The organism is Qipengyuania sp. NPDC077410 (assembly GCF_044543405.1).
In the GTDB taxonomy this organism is placed as follows: Bacteria; Pseudomonadota; Alphaproteobacteria; order Sphingomonadales; family Sphingomonadaceae; genus Qipengyuania; species Qipengyuania pacifica.
The window spans coordinates 301,960-322,510 of record NZ_JBITWB010000001.1; the positions used below are offsets into that span (position 1 = coordinate 301,960).

The following is a 20,551-nucleotide window of genomic DNA, read 5'->3' on the forward strand; positions in this document are numbered from 1 at the left end:
AGTCGTATGGCCCTGCACGATCCTGTCCGCCTGTCCCCCATCTCCCGTCAGTCCGTTCGCGAAGCTTACCGAGCGGAAGAAAATACCTGTGTCGCGGAACGCATGGCACAGGCATCCGGCGCAAGCGCCAAACACGCGGAAGCAGCGCAGATAGCCATCCGGCTGATCGAGGACGCGCGCAAGCGCAAAGCCAGTGGGATCGATGCATTCCTGCAGCAATACGGTCTTGCGACGGAAGAAGGCGTAGCGCTGATGTGCCTCGCCGAAGCTCTGCTGCGTGTGCCGGATGCTGCGACGGCAGATGCTTTGATCCGGGACAAGATAGGGCACATCGATTGGGCGGAGCACATGGGCGAAAGTTCGTCCACCTTCGTTAACGCAGCGACATTCTCGCTGATGCTGACGGGAGAGGTTCTCGAGCGCCCCGAAGAAGCGCAGAGGGGGATGGGCAAGACGCTCAAGCGTGCGGTCAATCGGCTTGGCGAACCCGTGATCCGCACGGCCACTTTGCAGGCCATGCGCATTCTCGGCGGGCAGTTTGTCTATGGTCGCACGATCGACGAAGCGCTCAAGCGTGCCAAGCCAGAACGTGCAAAGGGCCTGACGCACAGCTTCGATATGCTTGGCGAAGCGGCGATGACCTATGACGATGCCGAACGCTATCGCGTCAATTACCACAAGGCGATCGACCGGCTGGTCCGCGAAGCGACAGGAGATGTCCGCACGTCGCCTGGTATCTCGGTCAAGCTTTCGGCACTGCACCCGAAGTACACCTTCCTCCACGCAGATCTCGCGATTGCCGATTTGCTGCCGATCGTACGCGATCTGGCCACGGCCGCGCGCGATGCGAACATCCATTTCACGATCGACGCAGAAGAAGCTGACCGGCTCGAACTTTCGATGGATCTCATCGAAGCTTTGGCACGTGATGACAGTCTCTTCACCCGGCCGGACGGCAGCCGTTGGGAAGGTTTCGGCCTCGCTATCCAGGCCTATCAGAAACGCGGCGTGCCGATGGTCGACTGGGTTGCCCGCCTTGCTCGAAAGCATGACCGCAAATTCTTCGTCCGGCTTGTGAAAGGGGCCTATTGGGACACCGAGATCAAGCTTAGCCATGTTGGCGGCTTCAAGGATTTTCCGGTGTTTACCCGCAAACTGGGCACGGATGTCAGCTACCTTGCGTGCGCAGAGAAAATGCTCGCGGCCGACGATGCAATGTATCCGGCGTTTGCAACGCATAACGCCTACACCATCGGCGCAATCAAGGCGCTTGCAGGCGAAAAGCCCCTCGAATTCCAGCGCCTGCATGGCATGGGCGAGGATGTGTACGGTGCATTGGCGCAGATGGAAGGCAACAAACGCACGAGCGTTCGAATTTATGCGCCGACCGGGACGCATAAGGACCTGCTCGCCTATCTCGTACGGCGATTGCTCGAAAACGGCGCCAACAGCTCGTTCGTCAACCGGATGGCGGATGCCGAAGTTCCGGCAAGCGACTTGGCTACCGATCCCATGGCCGACATGGCGGCACTCGAACCATACCGTAATCCGACCATCCCCCTGCCAGCCGACATCTTCGCGGACCGTCGCAATTCGGCAGGGATCGACCTGTCCGATCCTCTCGTACTCGAGCCTTTGCAGGAACGCTTGGCCGAACTCGAAAACAAGCACTGGGTTGCAGAGCCGACGTTCAAGTCGGGTTCCGAAGCGGAAATCGCGCCTATCAACAAGCCGCACGATCTGACTGCGGAAGTCGGAACGCGGCGCGACACGCTCGACTTCGAAGTGGAAGAAGCAATCACACGTGCCCAGGCGATCCAGCCCGGCTGGGACCGGCTCGGCGGCGAAAAGCGCGCCGTCCTGCTCGAAGCGGCAGCAGACCTGTTCGAAGAGCACACCGACGATTTCCTCAGCCTGTGTCAGCGTGAGGCTGGCAAGACACTGATGGATGCCGTTCTGGAACTGCGCGAAGCAGTCGACTTCCTGCGGTTTTACGCCAACGAAGCGCGGCGTCAGTTCACCCGCCCCATCATTCTTCCCGGACCCACCGGCGAAGAAAACCGGCTGAGCCTGCATGGTCGCGGCGTTTTTTCCTGCATCAGTCCATGGAACTTCCCGCTCGCCATTTTCATCGGCACACCTGCGGCTGCGCTGGCAGCAGGCAATACGGTCGTCGCCAAGCCTGCCGAACAGACCCCTTTGATTGCCGCACTGGCCGTGCGCCTTTGTCACGAGGCCGGCATCCCTGAGGAAGCATTCCAGCTTCTCCCCGGAGCGGGCGAGGTCGGCGAGATGATCACGTCGGATCCACGCATTGCGGGCGTTGCCTTTACCGGCTCGACCCAGACGGCACAGGCCATCAATCGCAGCCTCGCTTCGCGTGATGGGCCCATCGCGACCTTGATTGCCGAAACTGGCGGTCAGAATGCCATGATCGTCGATTCCACGGCTTTGCCCGAACAGGTCACGCGCGATGTCGTCGCGTCGGCCTTCCAAAGCGCCGGACAGCGCTGTTCGGCACTGCGTGTTCTGTACATTCAAGACGATGTGTACGACGAAATGCTGCGTATGATCCGCGGCGGTTTCGAAGCTCTGACGATCGGCAACCCAGAACATCTGGCCACCGATGTTGGCCCTGTAATCGATCCGGATGCTAAGTCTTCGCTCGAACGTCATATCGCCCGGCGCAAGAAGGGTGGCCGTCCGGTGTGGCGTCGCCGCCTGCATCGCGGTGCCAACGCCGGCTGCTTTGTGGCCCCCACGATCATCGAGATGGATTCGATCCTCGACCTGAAGCGAGAAAATTTCGGACCGATTCTCCACGTCGTGCGATACCGTGCGGCCGATCTGGAGCGTGTGATCGAAGATATCAATTCTACCGGTTTCGGTCTGACGATGGGTCTTCATAGCCGCAACGACGACACGCGTGCCTTTGTCGAAGCGCGGGTCAAGGTCGGCAATTTCTATGTGAACCGCAACCAGATCGGCGCGGTCGTCGAAAGTCAGCCTTTCGGCGGCGAAGGACTGTCCGGCACGGGTCCGAAGGCCGGTGGCCCGCATTATGTCCAACGCTTCGCGACGGAACGCGTCGTGTGCGTCGACACGACGGCGGCGGGCGGAAACGCCACCCTTCTTGCCAGCTAAAGGCGGATAAATCGCCCCGGCCGCTTGCCCAATGGCGGCGGCTGGGGAATCGTCCCTTTATGGCGATTCTTTCCGATAAGTGGATCCGCGACAAAGCGCAGAACGAAGGCATGATCGAGCCTTTCGTCGAAGCGCAGCGTCGCGAAGGCGTGATCAGTTACGGCCTCTCGAGCTACGGCTACGATGCGCGCGTTGCTCCCGAATTCAAGATTTTCACCAATGTCGATTCTGCGGTGGTCGATCCCAAGGATTTCGCGAGCAACAGCTTCGTCGATCGCGAAACCGACATCTGCGTGATCCCGCCCAACAGTTTCGCGCTCGCCCGGACGGTCGAATATTTTCGCGTGCCGGAGGATGTTCTCGTCATCTGTCTCGGCAAGAGCACCTATGCCCGGTGCGGGATCATCGTGAACGTGACACCGCTGGAACCGGGCTGGGAAGGCCATGTGACCCTGGAGTTCTCGAACACCACGCCTCTGCCAGCAAAAATCTACGCGAACGAAGGGGCGTGCCAGTTCCTGTTCCTTAAAGGGAATGAACGCTGCGAAACGAGCTATAAGGATCGTGCTGGCAAATACATGGGCCAGCGCGGGGTGACGCTGCCTAGGCTTTAGGCAAAGCGGCCCTGACGCTGCGTCTTTGACTCTCCCTTCGGGCACGCGCAATCATGCCGGCCGAGGAGAGAAGTGTTATGGCAGATCGTGAATTCGACATCATCGTCTATGGCGCCACGGGCTATACGGGACGCCTGGTGGCAGAGCATTTCTTGCGCGAATACGGCTCGACCGTCGATGGCCCCAAGTGGGCGATGGCCGGCCGCAGCTTGAGCAAGCTGGAGGCTGTCCGCGACGAGATCGGGGCACCAGAAACCATCCCGCTGGTCGTTGCCGACGCCGATGACAAAACCAGTCTCGAAGCGATGTGCAAAAGGGTCAAGGTCATCCTGACGACCGTTGGCCCTTATCAATTATATGGCGACAGACTGGTGGCAGCCTGTGTGGCGACGGGCACGGATTATGCCGATCTCTGCGGCGAACCGGCCTGGATGCGTGAGCAGATCGACCTTCATCATGCGGCAGCCGGGAAATCCGGTTCGAGGATTACCTTCTCGTCCGGCTTCGATTCCATACCCTTCGACCTGGGTGTTCTCATGCTGCAAAAGGAAGGTATCTCCCGCCATGGCTCGCCGGCCCCGCGCGTTCGCGGCCGCGTACGCAGCATGCAAGGCACCTTTTCCGGCGGAACCGCAGCCAGCCTGACTGCGACAATGAAGGCCGCCGCAAGAAACCCGGGAATCATCAAGGTACTCAATAATCCCTTCGGCCTGACGCCGGACTTCGATGGCCCTGACCAGCCCGGCGGAATGATCCCTCATTACGAAGACGATCTGGGCAAATGGGCCGCTCCCTTCATCATGGCGACGATCAATACCAAGAACGTCCACCGCACCAACTTCCTACTCGGCCACCCCTATGGCAAAGATTTTCGTTACGACGAAATGATGCTCACAAGTCCTGGCGACGCCGGCAAGGCCGCTGCCAATGCTGTGGTAGACATGCTCAAGAACCCGTTCGGCGCCAAGCCCCCCAAACCTGGCGAAGGTCCGAGCAAGGAAGAACGCGAGAACGGTCATTACGACGTAGTGTTCATCGGCGAATGGCCGGATGGGCAGCGCCTGCACTATGGCGTGAAAGGCCGATACGATCCCGGCTATGGTTCAACCAGCCGAATGCTCGCCGAAACCGGGATCGCACTGCTTAAAAGCGACGCCGAAGGGGGTGTGGGCACGCCGGGGGCATTCCTGGGCGAAGCACTGGTCGAACGCCTTCGGGAGCACGCCGCACTGACCTTTGCGGTAGAAGAGTAGGGAACTACATACCCTCAGGTGCTTTCAAACCATATCCAAGGGGAGAAGCATCAATGGCTACCATCGCGGCGCTCATCGGGCGCATACTGCTCGGCGCACTGTTCGTCTTCGCCGGGCTCGGCAAGGTTATGGATCCGGCAGGCACGGCAGCCTACATGGAAGCGGAATCGCCCTTCCCCGGCAGCTTGGCGCTCGCCGTCGGCGTGTTCGAGATCGTTGCCGGCCTGGTTCTGGCAAGCGGCTTCATGACCCGTATCGCCAGCGTCGCATTGATTGTTTTCACGGCACTGGCCACTTTGTTCTTCCACGAACGGGTCACCGATCAGGCACAGGCGGCAATGGCACTTAAGAACCTGGCCGTGATCGGCGGGTTGCTCATGGTTTTTGCTTATGGTCAGGTTCGTGGCCAGGTCGGCGTATGGCGAGAACGGGACCGTGCTCATGATGCCGAAATCAAAGCGGCGCGAGCAGAAGGAAAGGCCGAGGCTACGACCACCGTAGTCCACGATGATCGTCCCACACGTCCAGCCTGATCCAGATTGAAGTGCGCGAACGTAACGTCGGCGGCTCACCACCGCCGGCATAGCACTGCGTCAAACGCGCACGCGCATGAGTTATGTCTCGAATATCCGGAGAAAATGGAGCGGGCGAGGCGATTCGAACGCCCGACCCCAACCTTGGCAACTGCCTCTCGGCATTTTCGCTATCGTTTTCGTATTCAGTAAAATCTACGATATTCCAGGCAATATCAATTGCTTGTTTCTCACATCGAGTCCCCATTGGTACGCTGCGATTTCCGGCGGTTTCCCTCCTACTGCTTCCCCCCTGCTTCCCCGGCCATGCTGCACCTGTGTGGGGAAGCAAATATCAAGCGCGTGGGCCACCGGAGCGCAGGAGCAACTTCGAAAGGAATGACAACTCAAATCAAGGACAAATCGCATGACCAGACTAACTAAACGCACCGTCGAGGCGCTCAAATCCAACCGAGAGCGCGACACCTTTCTTTGGGACAGCGAACTGCGCGGTTTTGGCGTTCGCGTTAAACCCAGCGGCACCAAAACATTTATCATCCAATATCGAAACCAAGAGGCGAGGACCCGTCGCTGTGTTATAGGCCAATATGGTGTTCTGACTGTCGAGCAAGCCCGCGACCTCGCCCAAAAGAAGCTCGCCGCTGTGATCGACGGGGCCGACCCATCCGCCGAACGGCACTCGGTCCGTACGGGGCTGACAATCGCAGCAGTTTGCGATTGGTATCTTGCCGAGGCCGAAGCCGGTCGGCTGATCGGACGAAACCGCCGCCCCATCAAGGCGTCATCGGTCGCAGGTGATCGAAGCCGTATTGAACTCCACATTAAGCCGCTGATCGGCAATCGCGTGGTCAGCCAATTGAAATTGGCAGATATTGAACGCTTGCAAGGTGATATTGCGGCTGGTCGAACCGCCCGAGCGAGGCGCACAAGCCGAGGTGGGCAAACGGCTGGCGGCTCAGGCGTTGCTGCCCGCGCCATCAGCACGCTTCGCGCTCTACTCAATCACGCCCGCCGCCTCGGCATTATTGAGGTTAGTCCGGCAACAGGCGTGCGCATCATGGCCTCGCAGAAGGTGAAGCGATATCTGAGCGCTGGCGAAATCCGTCACCTTGGCAAGGTGATGACGCAGATGGAACGCGAGGGCGAACACCCGGCCGGCCTCGCTGCGATCCGCGTCATGCTTCTCACCGGTTTTCGCCGCATGGAAGTGCTGGCAATGCACAAGGCATGGGTTCAGCCCGACGACAATCTCGTCCGTTTTCCGGATACCAAGTCCGGTCCGCAGATCCGCGTGGCCGGAGACTCAGCAATGCACGTGCTGGAGGCTCAGGCTTTGTCCAGTCATTCGCCCTTCATCTTCCCGGCGGATTGGGGCGATGGGCATTTCGTAGGCGTCGTTCGGGTGCTGGGCCGAGTCTGCGCGCGTGCAGGCCTGGACAAAGTGACACCGCACACCCTGCGCCACAGCTTTGCCAGCATGGCAGCGGCGCAAGGTTTCAGTGAACTGACCATCTCGGGCCTACTCGGTCACGCCCCGCGCGGCGTAACCCAGCGCTATGTGCACCTGGATACCGCGCTCATCATCGCGGCGGATCAAGTGGCGGCAGAGATTGCGCGACTATTGGACGGTGGCGAGTTGCGGAGCGTGCGGGAGATCAAGCAAGCGCGCACACTGGCAGCTTTGCGTGCAGTTGCATGACGCCTACTTGGCTAAGATTGCCCAAAAGTCAGATTGAAAAACTGCGGTAGCTCGTGGATAGCGCTCCAAATCAAAGCCCGTCTCCAGAAATGGGGATGGGCCTTGTGGATAAGCTTGTGGTCTGTTCGGACTATCAGGAACCGGGATTCACGGACTATCAGGAACCCAAAGCTCGGACGATCAGGAACCGAAACAGGCCTCAAACCCGCAGAAATGCTTGGCTCCAGCATCCCTTAACAATGCTAACGACAATCCTTCTCGGATTGTTGCTAACACTAGGCACAGCGGCGCGCGGCTCCTCAGCGCTTTGGGGTGCGCCGTCACTGCGCGCCTTATGCACTCGGCAGGTGCAAGCTTCGCGGCTGCTTGCTAGAGATTAAACGATGAAGACCGACCTCGATCATCTTCCCCCGCAAAAGCAGCGCGAGATCGAGCGCGTCGTGCAGCTTATCTTCGAAGAATTCGACGATGCCTTCGCGCTCGCTAAGCATGAGTGGAAGAAGGCCGGGCGGATACTTAAGGTCATTCTTTACGGCAGCTATGCTCGCGGGACCTGGGTCGACGAGCCTCACACGGCCAAGGGATACCGCTCCGACTTTGATCTTCTGATCATCGTCAACGACAAGCGACTCACTGACAGGGTGAAGTACTGGGCGAAGCTCGATGACCGGCTAATGCGCGAATATGGCGTTACCGGTACGCTCCAGACGCCGGTCAATTTTATCGTGCATACCCTGCAAGAGGTGAATAACGGGCTGGCACATGGGCGCTACTTCTTCATGGATGTGAAGGAGGACGGGGTTGCGCTCTACCAATCCGACGACACCGACCTGCATACGCCCAAGCCGAAGACGCTGGAACAGGCGCTGGCGATGGCTCAGGAGTATTTTGACGAGTGGATGCCGTCAGCCGAGCAGTTTCTCATCCAGGGGAACGAGGCCACGAAAAGAGGCTGGAACAAGAAAGCAGCGTTTGAACTGCACCAAGCGGCTGAGCGCCTTTATCACTGCGTTCTGCTCGTTTGCACCTTCTATACGCCGCATAACCACAATCTTGCATTCCTGCGCACCCAGGCTGAACGGATCGACCCGCGTCTTACTTACGTCTGGCCGCGTGAAACGAAGCGTGATCGCGCACGCTTCGAGAAGCTCAAGGAAGCTTACGTGAAGGCGCGCTACTCGAAGCACTACCGCATCAACAAGGAAGAACTCGATTGGCTCGGTGAGCAAGTCGAAGAGCTGGGTCGCGTCGTCCACGATGTATGCACAGAACGCCTCGAAAAGCTTCAAGCCGATGCCAAATCGTGCCCGGATAAGCAGTAGACGCCGATTTGATTGGCCGGCAGCTTATCGATCTGGCTTGCCGGAAGCAGACCTTCGGCTATCGACCCCATTTCGGTGGTAGCAGCGCATTCGACCTATCGCCAAAAGCGGTCGTTCATGAAGAACCGGTTGTCGTTGGTAACGCGCCTCAATCCCAGCCATTCTGGTACGAGATCTGAACGCCCAAAAACAGTTGATCGTATAGCGGCAGCTACGCGCTACACTCTCCGAGACACAACAAATCGTCGCGAAAAATTCAGAATGTCAGCGGTCGACAAAAGGGCGGTCGCGAACCGCAGTCGAAAACGGCGCCGGGTTTAAGCCAGCGCCGTTCATCGTTCTCATTCAATGCGAAGTGGCCTGAGAATCAACCGTTGCATGAATACTCAAATTGCGCCGCAAAATAACCGGCGTTCTGGATTATGCGAATGACGTTGAAAGATGCCAGACCGCCATTCGAAGCACAGATGTTTTGCGCACCTTGCTCGGCCGCAGCTATGGCCTGTCCCACTTCGGGTAGAAATGGCCCGATATCCGTTTGCTGAGCAACCGCGGCAGAAGAGCCAAATGCGATTGCAGCCGAGAGTGCCAGAACCCTCGTTTTAGTTTTGAACATGGTATTTTCTCCGTGGGCTCTGAGCCCTTCACGCCGATATAGTGGCTTGGATCTCCGGACCTCGGCCGAGCAGCCTGGTCAACGGACGCGATACGCCGACCGGGCGTGCTCGGAGCAATCCAAGCCGCTTATCGTCGCTCCGACGAAAATGATTCCGCGCCTGACCAATCCCATGAATCAGGCAAGAGCGACTCGCTCCGGTCGGTCTCCTGGCTCGCGGGTCATCACTTGAAATACACCTTCCCGAACCAAACAATCAGTCCAGTGGTTGCGGAGTGACCCGCCAGTATTTCTCGCTCGCCGCTTACAGTTGCAGGGACAGCCGCAGATTTGACCTTGGAGGGCCTCACTGTGTTCCCGTTACCGGTGCGAACTTGAAGCTGAATGCGCGCAACTTTGCATGCAGCTGATTTTGAGTATCGGTACGCAGCTTTGAAAACAAGGGCTGATGCGCTCGTTTCGCGTCGAATAGCGCGAAAAACATCGTCAAACCCCATCGATGGAGATCCAATCCCGTCCCATCTCCAATGCCTGTGTTGGCGTCGCCCCAACCAACTGCGCGATCAGTTCAGCCGACTCGACGAGTCGTGGGCCAGGACGATTGAAAAGATGGTGGCCATCAACGGCAAAGACCTTCCCTTTGCGAACCGCGGTAAGGTCTTTCCAACCGAAGTGGTCGACGAGCGACCCCAGATCGGCGAGCGTTTGTGGCAACAGATATCCGCAGGGCATCGCAACGATCAGATCGGGATCGGCGGCAATCAAGTCGTCCCAATTCAGCCACGAGGAATGTTCTCCGGCTCGCGCGAACAATGGGTGACCGCCGGCCGCCTCGATTAGTTCGGGTACCCAGTTTCCTGCGGCCATCAGCGGATCGATCCATTCGATCGCGGCGACACGCGGGCGATCCATCCTCTCCGCGCTACTTCGGGATAGCCCTGACATCCGCTCCTTCAAGTCACCGACGACCGATGATGCACGCTCGGGAATTCCCGCCGCTTCGGCGACCTTAGCGAAATCGCTCCATACATCTTCCAATGTATCGGGTGCCAGCGACAGCAGCGTCGGGGCGGTTCCGATCCAGTCGCCGAGTGCTTCTTCCAGATCGGCAGGGGTGACCGCGCAGACCGCGCATTGCGATTGGGTCAAGATGAGGTCGGGCCGCAAGTCCCGCAGAAGCGCGGTATCGACTTCGTATACCGACAGTCCTTGCCTCACGATTTCCTGGATCCGGTCGTCGATCTGCCGCGACGTCAGTCCTTTCTCGAGTCTGGTCGACGTGACGACCGGCAATGCCTTTACGAAAAGCGGATAATCGCATTCGTGCGAGCGACCGACGAGGCTCTCTCCCAATCCGAGTGCGACGGCGATTTCGGTCGCGCTCGGCAGGAGGGACACGATGCGCGGCTGCGCCATGTCAGGCGAACCGTATTCGCGGAGAAGGTCCGAATAGCGTGGGAGCGGCTCTGGCGAGGAGCCAGGACGCCAACAACAGTCCTGCGAACCATAATGCATCGTTCGCGAAGATCTGTCCCACGATCGCCATCGTGAAAGTCTCTGTCCCGCCTACCACCAAAGCAAACCCGAATAGCGCAGCCTCGTAAACAGCGAAGCCGATCAGAAAGGCGCCAAATGTCCGAAGGGTGCTCAGCTCGTTTTGTTCTCCCATGATGATGGCACCGGCGAGCATGGCGAGAATAGATGCGATGCCCAGCGCACCGCCCCAGGCGAACGCATATCCCGTGTGCGGGTAGCCGAGGACGGTGAACCCCAGCAACTGGTTGGTCGCCCAGATCGCGAGGATCGTCGTTAACGCGAGCGAGCGGCGCATGGTCGCGGCGGTCACGATCGTAACAGCCACGAACGGCATCATGCAGGCGGCAACCAGCGATCCGCCCACCGTCGCCAAGGCAAGTGTGACAGGCCATGCGAACCTCGCAATGTCGGACTTTGCTATCATTTCATCCGTCATCGAAATTCTCCTTAGAAACGCGCGCGCGCGCCAATGGCGAACGAGCGTCCGGGCGTCGCGAAACTGAAGACATCCTCGTAATCGGCGGCCGTCAAATTCTCGACTCGGCCGAACAGCTCGACATTATCCATCACCCTCACGTCGGCGTTGACGTTCAGCAGAAAGTAGTCGTCCAGTTGCACGCGAACCGGCACGAACGAGGGATCGATGAAAGCGCTGTCGATCGTCTCTCCATTGTAGCGCGCAACGAGCGTGACCCCTCCGGCATCCTTGGGAGCGCGCCAGTCGACAGCCAGGCTGGCGGTATGGGAGGGCCGCCGCACTTCGCGCGCGCCATCCTCGTGGGAACGCAGATAGGTGTAGGCTCCATTGACGCGCCAAGCTTCCGCGAAGCGCGCCTCGCCGAACACTTCGACGCCGTTTCTCTTGGATACGGTATCGCGATTGCCAGGGCTGGCGACGAAGTTCGGGGGCGGAAAAGAAGTGAAGATCTCTTCGTCCAGTTCGCTCTCGAAATAGGTGACCCCGATTGAAGCGCGCTCACCGAACAGCGACTGGTCGATCCCGATCTCCCATCCGCTCGACTTCTCGGGCCTGAGGTCGGGATTGCCGATGAAACGGCCGTCCACGAACCCATATAGTTCGTAGAACGAGGGGTTCTTCACCCCCGATCCGACGGCCCCGCGCACTCGCGTAGCCGCAGCGATCCGATAGCTCGCCTGAAGCCTGTACGTGGTTGTATCGGCGAACTGGTCGTTCCAGTCCCTGCGGATGGATGCGGACGCGCTCGCTCGGTCTCCGAGATCGATCGCATACTGGCCGACGAGACCGACATTGTCGATCTGTCGGCGACCGGTGAATGCGAAGCCGGTCGGATCGGTGTTACGGAAGCGTTCGCGTTCGACATCGAGAGCCGCCGTGACCCGGTGGGTCAGACCGCCAGCCTCGATACGCAACGTCGTATCGTAGGACCCTTTCAACCTCTGGCCCTCGCTGCCATAGCTGCGTCCAGTCGAAGCGAAACCGTCGCGCCGGGTATCCGCGATCTGGGCCGAAAACGCTTGGGTCCAGCGATCGTCGAGCAAGTCTAGCTCGCCCCTGATGAGCACATAGATAGCCTCGTTCTCGAAGCGGTTGCCGGGGCTATCGACCTGGAATCCGAAGGTCGGACTTCCCGGATCGGAATCGCTGTCGTTGAATTCGGCATTGGTGCGCGCGTAGCGTAATACACCAGTGAGGCGTGCATTGGTTGATGGCGCGAACGTCGTCTTCAGCGAGACCGCACCACTGTCGTTCGCAAGATCGCGCGTGCCGTTCCGGGCGCCTGGCGTGCCATCGGTGGTATTGAGTGTGGCGGACAGCGCGTAGTCGAGATCGCCACTATATCCAGCGATCCGGGCAGCACCGTTCACCATGCCGAACGAACCGGCTTCGATCCGCGCGACCGCCCCGGGCGCATCGCGGCCGTCGAGAGTGATGTACTGGATGACGCCGCCGATCGCGTCCGACCCGTAGATCGCGCTCTGCTGTCCGCGCAGCACCTCGATCCGCGAAGCCTCGTCGGCGATAAGCGTTCCGAAATCGAACTCGCCGGCATAGGGATCCGACACCTCGATCCCGTCAACGAGGACGAGCGTATGGTTGGCTTCAGCACCGCGCAACCGAAGCTGTGTCTGACCGGGAACCCGTCCGACCGCGACCCCTGGGACGTCGCGGAGCACGTCGGACACCTCGCGGACTTGCCTCCGGTCGAGGATTTGCTCGTCGAGGACGGTGACCGATCCGCCGATCCGGTCGAGCGGCATGGGATCGGTGGCGCGGTTCCCGGTGACGACGATCGAGGTGTTGGATGTCTCTGGATCGGCAGCGGGATCGATGGTCTGAGCGAGCGATGGAGCCGGCAGAAGCACGGAAGACAGAAGCGACAGGTGAATGTATTTCATGAGAACGAATTTCCGGGGCGCCGGGCGACTTGGCCGGAGCGTCCGCACGAGTGCGGTCGACGAGACTGCTAGGGACGGACGCGTGCATCCCCCGGCAGTCCTGCCGATGCGGCTCCAACCGCTACTCGTCGCCCGGACGAAATTCGTTTCGCGCCTGGCCAATCCCATGAGCCCGGCAAGAGCGACACGCGCCGGTCGGTCTCCTGGCTCACGGGTTGTCGCACGAAACATACCTTCCCAGACGACAATTGCCGCCCAGTGGTTGTGGAGCCAACCCCACCCATGTTACGCGCTCGCCGCTTACAGTTGCAGGGACAGCCGCAGAATTGGCCTATCGAGACCTCACTGCGTTCCCGTTACCGGCACGCTTTATCGACATTTGATTCTGCCGACGCTCGTCTCATAGACTTTGGTCGAATGAGCGGCAAGCGCGCAGTTCCAGAGCAACGCAGCAAGACGATGGTCGCCGTTTTAGGGGGTAGGTGGACTTAATCCATCGTATCTGTTTAGGTCACCAACTGAAATGCCCAGATGTTGATCCGTCGACCTTTGGATTGGCACCAGCTTTCGCTTTCGTCTGAGATCGATTCTCAACCCTTTCTTAAATATCGCGAATGGTGTCGGAAGCCGTACGGCAGCATTTTAGTTTCTAATGCGCAAGCCGGACAGATCGCATACGGTCCAACTTCGTCGCCGGTTCAATGTCCTCTATATTGAATGCGCGGCCTAAAAGCCGACCGTCGCACACCCACCCTAAACCACGACATTAAAGCGTCAACATTATTGACCCAGAAGCTGACACATAGGCCGTCCACGAGCGTGGCTGCAACCAATCGTCGAGTATCCCGTGTGCGCTCGTAATCCGAATATCTGGCGCTTGGTGTGCGATGATCGCGTCGTTGCGCTGCCTTGGCGTTGCATCATTTAGCGACGCTCTTAGACACTGCCGCTACAGAAACTTTGCAGCTTGGTTGCTAATCAGAAGCACACTCGCAACGCTATCACTGCAGGTCGCTGGCAGCGCCGGATACAGTCGCGATGCACTCCGCTTGCAGGCGTAATCGGCGTGGGGTATTTGTCCGTAAGCGTCTGATTTGAAGAAAGAAAATGAGGGCGAGATAAAAGCGCCGCCGTCGGTCGGGGCGCAGGTGGTTGGTTTCGTTCAGTAATATGCGACGGCACCCATATTGCCCCTGCGGCGCTAATTTCAAAAAGTTCTTTGCTATCAAACAGATTGGCGACGGCGCTTGGCGTTCTGCGCTGTTTTCGTTCGGTAACCCGCTTTCGCCCGGACGTCCTTCGCCGTCCCGATGAGCATCGGTGCATTTGACTGGAGTGCTTGCCCCCACGCCTCTGCGCTGCGGCGAAAGAACGACAGCTGCGGCGTAGGAACGTCATGTGGCGCAGGGTGCCCTAATCGATCGATACTCAGTGCTGATGGCGGGCCGGCCTGTTCCCTCCATGCTTCCCAAGGTCGGTCCGTCATCACCCGAAAGATGAAAGGATCGACGGCTATGCCATCTGCGAGCACGACAGAGCATCCTTGCGAGCAATGCGGGCCCCAGGCCATCGAACCGATCGCCATGCGCGTACCCGAAGCCTGTCGCTATCTCGGGATCGGACGCAGCACACTCTATGTGCTCATTTCCAGAGACGAGATCGAGATCATCAAGATGGGGAGCGCAACCCTCGTGCTCACAGCCAGCCTGCGCTCGCTGGTTGAGCGGCTACGTCGTCCTGCCGATCAGGTACCGGGGACCGCTATATGATTACGGCGCATCCTGACTTGCTGAAAGCTGTGGTGCTTGCCGCAATCGTGAGCATGCCAGATCATTCCAAACGTCAGCTGGTCTCGAAGATCAAAGCGCGGCGTGCAAACGCAGAAGAAGCGCTGGCCGCCAGATTGGTGATTGCGCTTTCGCAGCGATCCTAGGCTCTCTGGCTATGGCAGCTACGCGCCCCAATTCCGGACGTTCAGGCTCTTCTTGAGAACACCTAAAAGCGGACCGACAGCTTTGCTTCGGCACTGAGCAACGCAAACGTCCGATTATAGGGTGGGAAGCGGACAGTCGGACTTAGTTCGGCGTGCCGTCAACTTCCTGGTTGGGGGCCATCCAAAGCTCTTCGCGGGGGAAAGGTATTCTAGTTGAGGCCGCCCATTTGCGGCCATCGATCTCGATAGCCCCCCTTTCGTTCCTAGCGGCAAGAAACTGTTGCAGGTTCTTCCGCTCGGAAGTGGGCAAGAACAAGCTGTAGCTTTCGCCCCGTTGAACCGTAGTCGGGTGAGAGAGTCCCGGCCAATCCTCGTTCCATTTTATCGATGGCTCCGGCGCATACTCGTATGGCTGGACCATGACCTCAATCTTTTCGGGCATCCATGGTTCAGAGCGGGTGTGGCTAAATGTGCGCACGGTTTCATACGCATCGCGCACGGAACGAGGTAGGCGAGCAATCACTTGTTCGTCGTCGAGCGAGCCATACACATTGAGATAAACTGGTTCGCCGCGATATAGCAGCAGCGAATTGTCAGGCTGGTCGGTCGCCAAGGCAACGTCATAGCCACCCGAAAGGGCCGAATTATGCGCAGTCGCGAATGATTTGCGGAATGACTCTAATTCTGCTGCGCTCAGTTCCACGGAGCGATATTCATCACCTTCACGATAAATGACCCGGCCATCTTCATAGAGGGCGAACCTAGGTGAGTCGGACCCAATCACCTGTTTCCATGGATCACGCTCTACCAAGACGACTTCAGCCATGGGTGATTGCCCATTTCGCATCTCCGAAAGAAGATTTGGTCTTTCGAAAAATCGCACGTCATCCGGCCGTGGAGTTAATGGCGCATCGGCGTAGGCCATCTCGAACGCTGCCATCTCGGGTTGATCCTCAGCTTCCCCCGCCACGCAGCCGATTAGAACAAGGCTGAGAAGTGTGGTTGGCAGGCGTATCGAAAATGGCATTAATAAGTAACTGCTCCAAAAGCTGACGGGCAGCAACGGCCTTTTTAGCAAAATGTCTGCTTTTGATTAGCACCGCACTGGGCGGAGACGGCAAGAACTGGGGTGGGAAGCGGACATTGCGCCAGACCCTTCCTGAAGGCATCATGCTCGGATGAAGCATCCTGAAGCGCAATTCGTGGTCGAACTGACAGCGGACGATGAGATTGTCTGTCGAGCGCCCAAGCAGGCCGAGCAGCGCATCAAGATGACAGACCTTGCTGCTGTTTATGTAGAGACCAAAGATGATGGCCCTTGGGGAGCAGACGTTTGGTGGCTTCTCAACGACAACACCGGCCAAACAAAGGTCGCCTTTCCTCAGATGGCGACCGGCGAGACTGAGGTCCTGGCTCGACTGCAACAACTGCCTGATTTCGTAATACGGGGAATGAACTCGACCGACAACACGCGTCTTGAATGCTGGCCATCACCCGTCCAGTGAATGTCCGTAATGGGGTCGTTACCCGAAAGTCCGCTTCCTGCATTAGCGAACCCAAAAGCGGACTGTCCGGAAGCGGCCTTTTTGCTGCCAGCAAAGGGTACGCTTTCTGCGGCACCCGTCTTCGATTGCTCACAGTCATCCGTGAAGCCTTTAGCAGAGAAACCTTCGAGCATTTGTTGGGCTTTCTGGACCAACGCATTTGTGTTGTCCTGTTCGTGGTTGGATCAGAAAGGCATCCATCGGGTCCTGGGATGTTTGAACAAGGTACCACGATCGCATTTGCGCCCTCATTCCATTGCTGCAAATGACCCGCCATCCACCGTGGCGAGAGATTACGCGCTCGAAAAGTTCGGCGCTGCTTATGAGGAACTACATGCATCGTGCCTGGATGTGGCGCTGTATGATGTTCACTCGGGTGAAACAGCTATTGCGCCCCACCATAATGCGCGATGATGGCATCCGGACCGACCGTCTGGTCAGATTTCGTGCCCAGGAAATAAACTCCGCTGGCACCGTCGATGGCATAGTCGCCAGGGATGATCGCGTCGAAATAGACTGCCCAGAAAAAGGCCAGCTTGGCGATCTTGCCGGCGGCGCGTGAGCGAAAAACGCTGCGCACGAAATAATCGACTGCCCACATCAACTGTCTTCCCGGTCCGCCGGATGCGCCTGAATCGATCAGGGCAAATCGGCGGAACAGATAGCGGTGACCGCTCTCGGTAAATCTGGTGAAATCGTAAGCCCCTTCGTGGACCTGCTGCATGAAGGGGGTCTCGGCATAAACCAGGCCTCCGGGCTTCAGCACCCGCCAGATTTCGTCTGCCACTCGCTGCGGCTCCAGGACGTGTTCGAGCACAGCCTGCACCACGACCCCATCGAAATAGCCATCGATGATCGGAATATCGTGCGCATCGGCGACGAACTGCACCTGCGGCGTCGAATAGATGTCGAAGGCAAAAATTTTCACATCGGGGTCGGCATAGAGCGCCTTCATTCCCTGTCCCTCGCTCCCGCCACCGATCACGAGAACCCTGGGACGATCGGACCGGCGCTTGAGTTCGGAAATCAGACGACAGACATTTCTGCGCGTCGATTTCTTTTCGGGCGACAGCAGGGATTTGATCAGTCTCGTGGCGAAGGAATATCGTGGCCGCGCGATCGCGCTTTCTGCATTCGTTGTTTCAAGATCTTCGCGGCGGATTACCGAATTCGCAAAATCGATAAGCACGGGTTTTCCACGGGTTACTGGAAAGTCGCAGGGCTCGCTTCCGCCGACCGAGGTCCGGCGGCTCACGCGTCCGTTTTCGAATTTAAGCGCCTCTCCAGTGATGGGACTTTGGAGCGCACCGTCGAGGTCTTGGATCGAAGCAAGCATGAGAATGATCTCCTCTGAAAGGCGATCACGCCGAAGCGCGCCCGCTATTGAGACGAGAGGCTACTCCTGTCTGTTATGTTCACGGCAGGCTGCGCTTCTTTTACCAGTGCCCGGTAGATCAGCGTCATTTGCTCGCCGCCAGCCGCAAACTCAAATTCTCTTTGGTATACCCTCCACCTGATTTGCCAGAGCTGGGAAATGCATCCCGCCTAGTGCCGAGGGAGGAGTTGGCTTTCCCGTTCAACCCCGACCACAGTCTGGTGCTGGCAATTGCCGGGAACTGTCGAACCGCGTTTCGCAATGGAAATCGTCCTTTGCCAGCATGTTCAGATATTCTTCGATGTTTGGATGCCCATCACCGTTCGCATCGTCACCCTGCATATCCCAGACCATTAGGCTCGAGCGAAAGCTGCCAGAGCAACAATTGCCAGTTCTCATTTCCAGTTTCAGCCGCATGCGCGCCGGCTCGGGCGTTGTGTCCGCCAATTGCCACGCGCAATGACATGCTCCGCATCCTAGGCCCCTGTACGAGACTGGCTATTACCCCTGATCACGTCCTACTTTAGGAGTGATCGTAAGTTCTTTAAAAGCTGGGCATTCAGCAAATCTATTCGCCGTTATGTCCGTATTGCCTTCCGGTTTGGCTTTTGCCCTTCCCGTTAAATCTTGTCCCTCCGACCTATGAGAAGACCTTTCACTCCTTCACCCTCGTAGATGAAATCGAAATTTGGCCAGTTCCGGTGCCATCTTCGTGCTACGTAACGCTCGCCCGGCCGAGCTGCATCGTCCAGCATTATTGCGCCGCCTGGCGGGATCAGGGGGAAAAGGCGTTCGGCAATTCCCCGGCAGTACGGATGCACCGCCCAAGGTGGCCCATCGATGATGAGCAAATCGATGCTCGCTGGCATTTCAGGAAGATCATACCATAAGCCAGGCCAGCGCGGATCGCGCTGGGTCAAGGGAGCGTGTTCAAAATCCGCTCTCAAATGGTGTTCGGCCAGCCAAGCCTCCATTTTTTCGACAAATGGCAAATGTTGATCATAGCTGAGAAGCCGGCCTCCACCGTGTTGTTGGAGCGCCTTTGCAATTACGAGTGAACTGGCACCCGCACCAAGCTCCACCGTTATTGCGGGCTTCATTTCCTCTATCGTATCTACGATCCGGTTCAGGAAGTATGTATCTGCTTTCCAGCTCCCCAAATGCGGAAGAGCATCGCGACCGAGCTCCAACCGATCCAACAACCTGATTTTCTCGGCCTGAGTGCCTCCGTAAAGACTTTTGAGCAGCCACGGCCACTGCAGCGCCCCATAAGCTAATTGGAAAAGATGCTCGCGAGTGGTGCGCTCTTCCAAATTTGAACGATCGTTCTTGGCCAACATGCCCGTGAGATACTTGGTCGTCATAGCAGCCTGCTCATTGGGCTAGTTCGATGGATCGGATCACTTCTTTGGGAAAACATCGATGTGATCGATCCTTACGGCACAGGACTATCATCGTCGAGATCCGTCATAGGATACGGTATGGCAGTTAATCCTTCGAACTATTGCTCCGGCGCCCTCTCCTTCAACTCCTTTCGCATCAACGATGATGCAGCGGAAGAGTTCGGGATCCTTGATCAAGCTGTGGTGAGGTAAAGACACTAATCGCGCCAGGCAGGACTCGAAAATGGGCTGGGGTAGCAGTAACGATCTCACCGTCGGTGTTTATCGGCATCGTGCGCCGCGTTTCCACTTTGAATTCGACACACCGCGCAGTTCGAACCTCTTGCCATGCACCATGCGTTCCAGCGCGAAAAGCCCGCGCCATCAGTACCGACTTCCATAGGTTGGACATCTCGAGGCTATAGAGATCCAATCTACCATCGTCGATCGCTGCAGTGTCCGCTATGACATTACCCCCTCCGTAGAGACGGCCATTCCCAATCGCGATTTGATAGGTTTTAACGTTAGTTTCTTGGCCCTTTTCAACAATTCGGGCGCTGAAGCGCTTTGCACGGCTCAGCACACGAAAGGCTGCAACTGCATAGCCAACCCGCCCATAACGTTTCTTGGTTTGGGGATCGAGTTTTTCGGCTAACTCGCTGCTAAGTCCGATACTTGCGACATTAAAAAACGCATGGCCATTGACCAAGCCGACATCAATTCGACGGGTATACCCCCTTACGATCAAGTCGGCAGCCGCTGCGTGATCTAGCGGAATGGAAAGAGTTCTTGCCAGATCGTTCGCAGTGCCTGCCGGAATGATCCCGAGCGGCAATCCGCTTTCCATTATTGCTGGGGCTGCAGACGAAATCGACCCATCTCCCCCGCAAACAACTACCGCGTCAGCGGTCTGATGAAGCCGCGCAATGTCTCGAGCAATTTCCGGGAGATTTTGAAACGGCTCTACTGTGAGAGTCAAACCTCCAGCTTCGAGTCGGTCGCACACTGGCTGGAGCGCCCTGACGCCTTGTCGCGCCTTCGGATTGTGAAGGCACAGTACACGCTTGATTGGATGCGGAGACATTATTTTGCAATCTCGAAGGGGTTATCACTCTCGGCCAAGTTTAGTGATGTTTCATTAAAACCAAGTGGGCGGAAATTGCGCACGATGTGGCGCGAAAACGCCTTAGTTGCGGGAACCGCCCGCTTGATCCATACGCT

17 protein-coding genes and 2 riboswitches are annotated in these 20,551 nt (G+C 58.0%); of the genes, 9 read left to right on the forward strand and 8 right to left on the reverse strand.

Annotation, left to right across the window (positions count from 1 at the left end; all coding sequences use genetic code 11):
- Nucleotides 1-6: 6 nt before the first annotated feature.
- The 6 genes from putA to ACIGGE_RS01520 all read left to right on the forward strand — a co-directional run bounded on the left by putA (nucleotide 7) and on the right by ACIGGE_RS01520 (nucleotide 8,565).
- Complete coding sequence (gene putA, locus ACIGGE_RS01495) at nucleotides 7-3,144, forward strand: bifunctional proline dehydrogenase/L-glutamate gamma-semialdehyde dehydrogenase PutA (protein ID WP_397489219.1); 3,138 nt, start codon at nucleotides 7-9, stop codon at nucleotides 3,142-3,144.
- 59 nt (nucleotides 3,145-3,203) lie between these two features.
- On the forward strand, nucleotides 3,204-3,758 hold the full coding sequence (dcd, locus tag ACIGGE_RS01500) for a dCTP deaminase (RefSeq protein ID WP_103022209.1): 555 nt from the start codon (nucleotides 3,204-3,206) through the stop codon (nucleotides 3,756-3,758).
- A 77-nt stretch (nucleotides 3,759-3,835) separates the two neighbouring features.
- Complete coding sequence (locus ACIGGE_RS01505; protein ID WP_397489220.1) at nucleotides 3,836-5,011, forward strand: saccharopine dehydrogenase family protein; 1,176 nt, start codon at nucleotides 3,836-3,838, stop codon at nucleotides 5,009-5,011.
- 53 nt (nucleotides 5,012-5,064) lie between these two features.
- Nucleotides 5,065-5,544 carry a DoxX family protein gene (locus ACIGGE_RS01510; protein WP_103022207.1) on the forward strand — a complete coding sequence of 160 codons (480 nt, stop codon included), beginning with the start codon at nucleotides 5,065-5,067 and terminating at the stop codon, nucleotides 5,542-5,544.
- Nucleotides 5,545-5,950: 406 nt separating this feature from the next.
- Nucleotides 5,951-7,243: a site-specific integrase gene (locus ACIGGE_RS01515; protein ID WP_119587876.1), complete on the forward strand. Its 1,293-nt coding sequence runs from the start codon at nucleotides 5,951-5,953 to the stop codon at nucleotides 7,241-7,243.
- Nucleotides 7,244-7,626: 383 nt separating this feature from the next.
- A complete protein-coding gene (locus ACIGGE_RS01520) occupies nucleotides 7,627-8,565 on the forward strand; it encodes a HEPN domain-containing protein (protein ID WP_119587875.1) in 939 nt (312 codons plus the stop codon).
- Between the two features lie 367 nt (nucleotides 8,566-8,932).
- On the opposite strand, the gene ACIGGE_RS01525 is transcribed toward ACIGGE_RS01520, so the two are convergent.
- The 4 genes from ACIGGE_RS01525 to ACIGGE_RS01540 form a co-directional block, all read right to left on the reverse strand.
- The gene (locus tag ACIGGE_RS01525) at nucleotides 8,933-9,181 is read right to left on the reverse strand and encodes a hypothetical protein (protein WP_301642086.1); all 249 of its coding nucleotides are present in this window, start codon (nucleotides 9,179-9,181) and stop codon (nucleotides 8,933-8,935) included.
- Between the two features lie 181 nt (nucleotides 9,182-9,362).
- Nucleotides 9,363-9,574, reverse strand: a riboswitch (cobalamin riboswitch).
- Between the two features lie 93 nt (nucleotides 9,575-9,667).
- The gene (locus tag ACIGGE_RS01530) at nucleotides 9,668-10,597 is read right to left on the reverse strand and encodes a cobalamin-binding protein (protein WP_037447548.1); all 930 of its coding nucleotides are present in this window, start codon (nucleotides 10,595-10,597) and stop codon (nucleotides 9,668-9,670) included.
- Between the two features lies 1 nt (nucleotide 10,598).
- Nucleotides 10,599-11,153: a hypothetical protein gene (locus ACIGGE_RS01535; RefSeq protein ID WP_051749615.1), complete on the reverse strand. Its 555-nt coding sequence runs from the start codon at nucleotides 11,151-11,153 to the stop codon at nucleotides 10,599-10,601.
- An 11-nt stretch (nucleotides 11,154-11,164) separates the two neighbouring features.
- Nucleotides 11,165-13,096: a TonB-dependent siderophore receptor gene (locus ACIGGE_RS01540; RefSeq protein WP_037447551.1), complete on the reverse strand. Its 1,932-nt coding sequence runs from the start codon at nucleotides 13,094-13,096 to the stop codon at nucleotides 11,165-11,167.
- A 175-nt stretch (nucleotides 13,097-13,271) separates the two neighbouring features.
- Nucleotides 13,272-13,475, reverse strand: a riboswitch (cobalamin riboswitch).
- Between the two features lie 1,135 nt (nucleotides 13,476-14,610).
- On the opposite strand from ACIGGE_RS01540, the gene ACIGGE_RS01545 reads away from it, so the two are divergent.
- Both ACIGGE_RS01545 and ACIGGE_RS01550 read left to right on the forward strand, forming a co-directional pair.
- Complete coding sequence (locus ACIGGE_RS01545; RefSeq protein WP_119587909.1) at nucleotides 14,611-14,865, forward strand: helix-turn-helix domain-containing protein; 255 nt, start codon at nucleotides 14,611-14,613, stop codon at nucleotides 14,863-14,865.
- Nucleotides 14,862-15,029: a hypothetical protein gene (locus ACIGGE_RS01550; RefSeq protein ID WP_158586864.1), complete on the forward strand. Its 168-nt coding sequence runs from the start codon at nucleotides 14,862-14,864 to the stop codon at nucleotides 15,027-15,029. Before ACIGGE_RS01545 ends, ACIGGE_RS01550 begins: the two co-directional genes overlap by 4 nt.
- A 142-nt stretch (nucleotides 15,030-15,171) precedes the next feature.
- Here the strand turns inward: ACIGGE_RS01550 and ACIGGE_RS01555 are convergent, their stop codons facing one another.
- Nucleotides 15,172-15,969, reverse strand: a complete 798-nt coding sequence (locus ACIGGE_RS01555; protein WP_301642085.1) for a hypothetical protein — start codon at nucleotides 15,967-15,969, stop codon at nucleotides 15,172-15,174.
- Nucleotides 15,970-16,207: 238 nt separating this feature from the next.
- Between ACIGGE_RS01555 and ACIGGE_RS01560 the strand changes: the two genes are divergently transcribed.
- The gene (locus ACIGGE_RS01560; protein WP_301642084.1) at nucleotides 16,208-16,534 is read left to right on the forward strand and encodes a hypothetical protein; all 327 of its coding nucleotides are present in this window, start codon (nucleotides 16,208-16,210) and stop codon (nucleotides 16,532-16,534) included.
- A gap of 424 nt (nucleotides 16,535-16,958) precedes the next feature.
- On the opposite strand, the gene ACIGGE_RS01565 is transcribed toward ACIGGE_RS01560, so the two are convergent.
- The 3 genes from ACIGGE_RS01565 to ACIGGE_RS01575 all read right to left on the reverse strand — a co-directional run bounded on the left by ACIGGE_RS01565 (nucleotide 16,959) and on the right by ACIGGE_RS01575 (nucleotide 20,414).
- A complete protein-coding gene (locus tag ACIGGE_RS01565) occupies nucleotides 16,959-17,909 on the reverse strand; it encodes a class I SAM-dependent methyltransferase (RefSeq protein ID WP_301642083.1) in 951 nt (316 codons plus the stop codon).
- Between the two features lie 659 nt (nucleotides 17,910-18,568).
- Nucleotides 18,569-19,312, reverse strand: a complete 744-nt coding sequence (locus ACIGGE_RS01570; RefSeq protein ID WP_301642082.1) for a class I SAM-dependent methyltransferase — start codon at nucleotides 19,310-19,312, stop codon at nucleotides 18,569-18,571.
- Nucleotides 19,313-19,487: 175 nt separating this feature from the next.
- Entirely contained in the window at nucleotides 19,488-20,414 is a 927-nt protein-coding gene (locus ACIGGE_RS01575; protein ID WP_301642081.1) for a lipid kinase, read from the reverse strand.
- Nucleotides 20,415-20,551: the final 137 nt, after the last annotated feature.

Excerpts from the sequence above, each read along its gene's own strand:
- ACIGGE_RS01555 (WP_301642085.1), bottom strand. The coding sequence starts at position 15,969 with ATGGCAGCGTTCGAGATGGCCTACGCCGATGCGCCATTAACTCCACGG.
- putA (WP_397489219.1), top strand. The coding sequence starts at position 7 with ATGGCCCTGCACGATCCTGTCCGCCTGTCCCCCATCTCCCGTCAGTCC.
- ACIGGE_RS01525 (WP_301642086.1), bottom strand. The coding sequence starts at position 9,181 with ATGTTCAAAACTAAAACGAGGGTTCTGGCACTCTCGGCTGCAATCGCA.
- ACIGGE_RS01550 (WP_158586864.1), top strand. The coding sequence starts at position 14,862 with ATGATTACGGCGCATCCTGACTTGCTGAAAGCTGTGGTGCTTGCCGCA.
- ACIGGE_RS01545 (WP_119587909.1), top strand. The coding sequence starts at position 14,611 with ATGCCATCTGCGAGCACGACAGAGCATCCTTGCGAGCAATGCGGGCCC.
- ACIGGE_RS01575 (WP_301642081.1), bottom strand. The coding sequence starts at position 20,414 with ATGTCTCCGCATCCAATCAAGCGTGTACTGTGCCTTCACAATCCGAAG.
- ACIGGE_RS01540 (WP_037447551.1), bottom strand. The coding sequence starts at position 13,096 with ATGAAATACATTCACCTGTCGCTTCTGTCTTCCGTGCTTCTGCCGGCT.
- ACIGGE_RS01505 (WP_397489220.1), top strand. The coding sequence starts at position 3,836 with ATGGCAGATCGTGAATTCGACATCATCGTCTATGGCGCCACGGGCTAT.
- ACIGGE_RS01560 (WP_301642084.1), top strand. The coding sequence starts at position 16,208 with ATGAAGCATCCTGAAGCGCAATTCGTGGTCGAACTGACAGCGGACGAT.
- ACIGGE_RS01530 (WP_037447548.1), bottom strand. The coding sequence starts at position 10,597 with ATGGCGCAGCCGCGCATCGTGTCCCTCCTGCCGAGCGCGACCGAAATC.
- ACIGGE_RS01535 (WP_051749615.1), bottom strand. The coding sequence starts at position 11,153 with ATGACGGATGAAATGATAGCAAAGTCCGACATTGCGAGGTTCGCATGG.
- dcd (WP_103022209.1), top strand. The coding sequence starts at position 3,204 with ATGGCGATTCTTTCCGATAAGTGGATCCGCGACAAAGCGCAGAACGAA.
- ACIGGE_RS01510 (WP_103022207.1), top strand. The coding sequence starts at position 5,065 with ATGGCTACCATCGCGGCGCTCATCGGGCGCATACTGCTCGGCGCACTG.
- ACIGGE_RS01520 (WP_119587875.1), top strand. The coding sequence starts at position 7,627 with ATGAAGACCGACCTCGATCATCTTCCCCCGCAAAAGCAGCGCGAGATC.
- ACIGGE_RS01570 (WP_301642082.1), bottom strand. The coding sequence starts at position 19,312 with ATGACGACCAAGTATCTCACGGGCATGTTGGCCAAGAACGATCGTTCA.
- ACIGGE_RS01515 (WP_119587876.1), top strand. The coding sequence starts at position 5,951 with ATGACCAGACTAACTAAACGCACCGTCGAGGCGCTCAAATCCAACCGA.
- ACIGGE_RS01565 (WP_301642083.1), bottom strand. The coding sequence starts at position 17,909 with ATGCTTGCTTCGATCCAAGACCTCGACGGTGCGCTCCAAAGTCCCATC.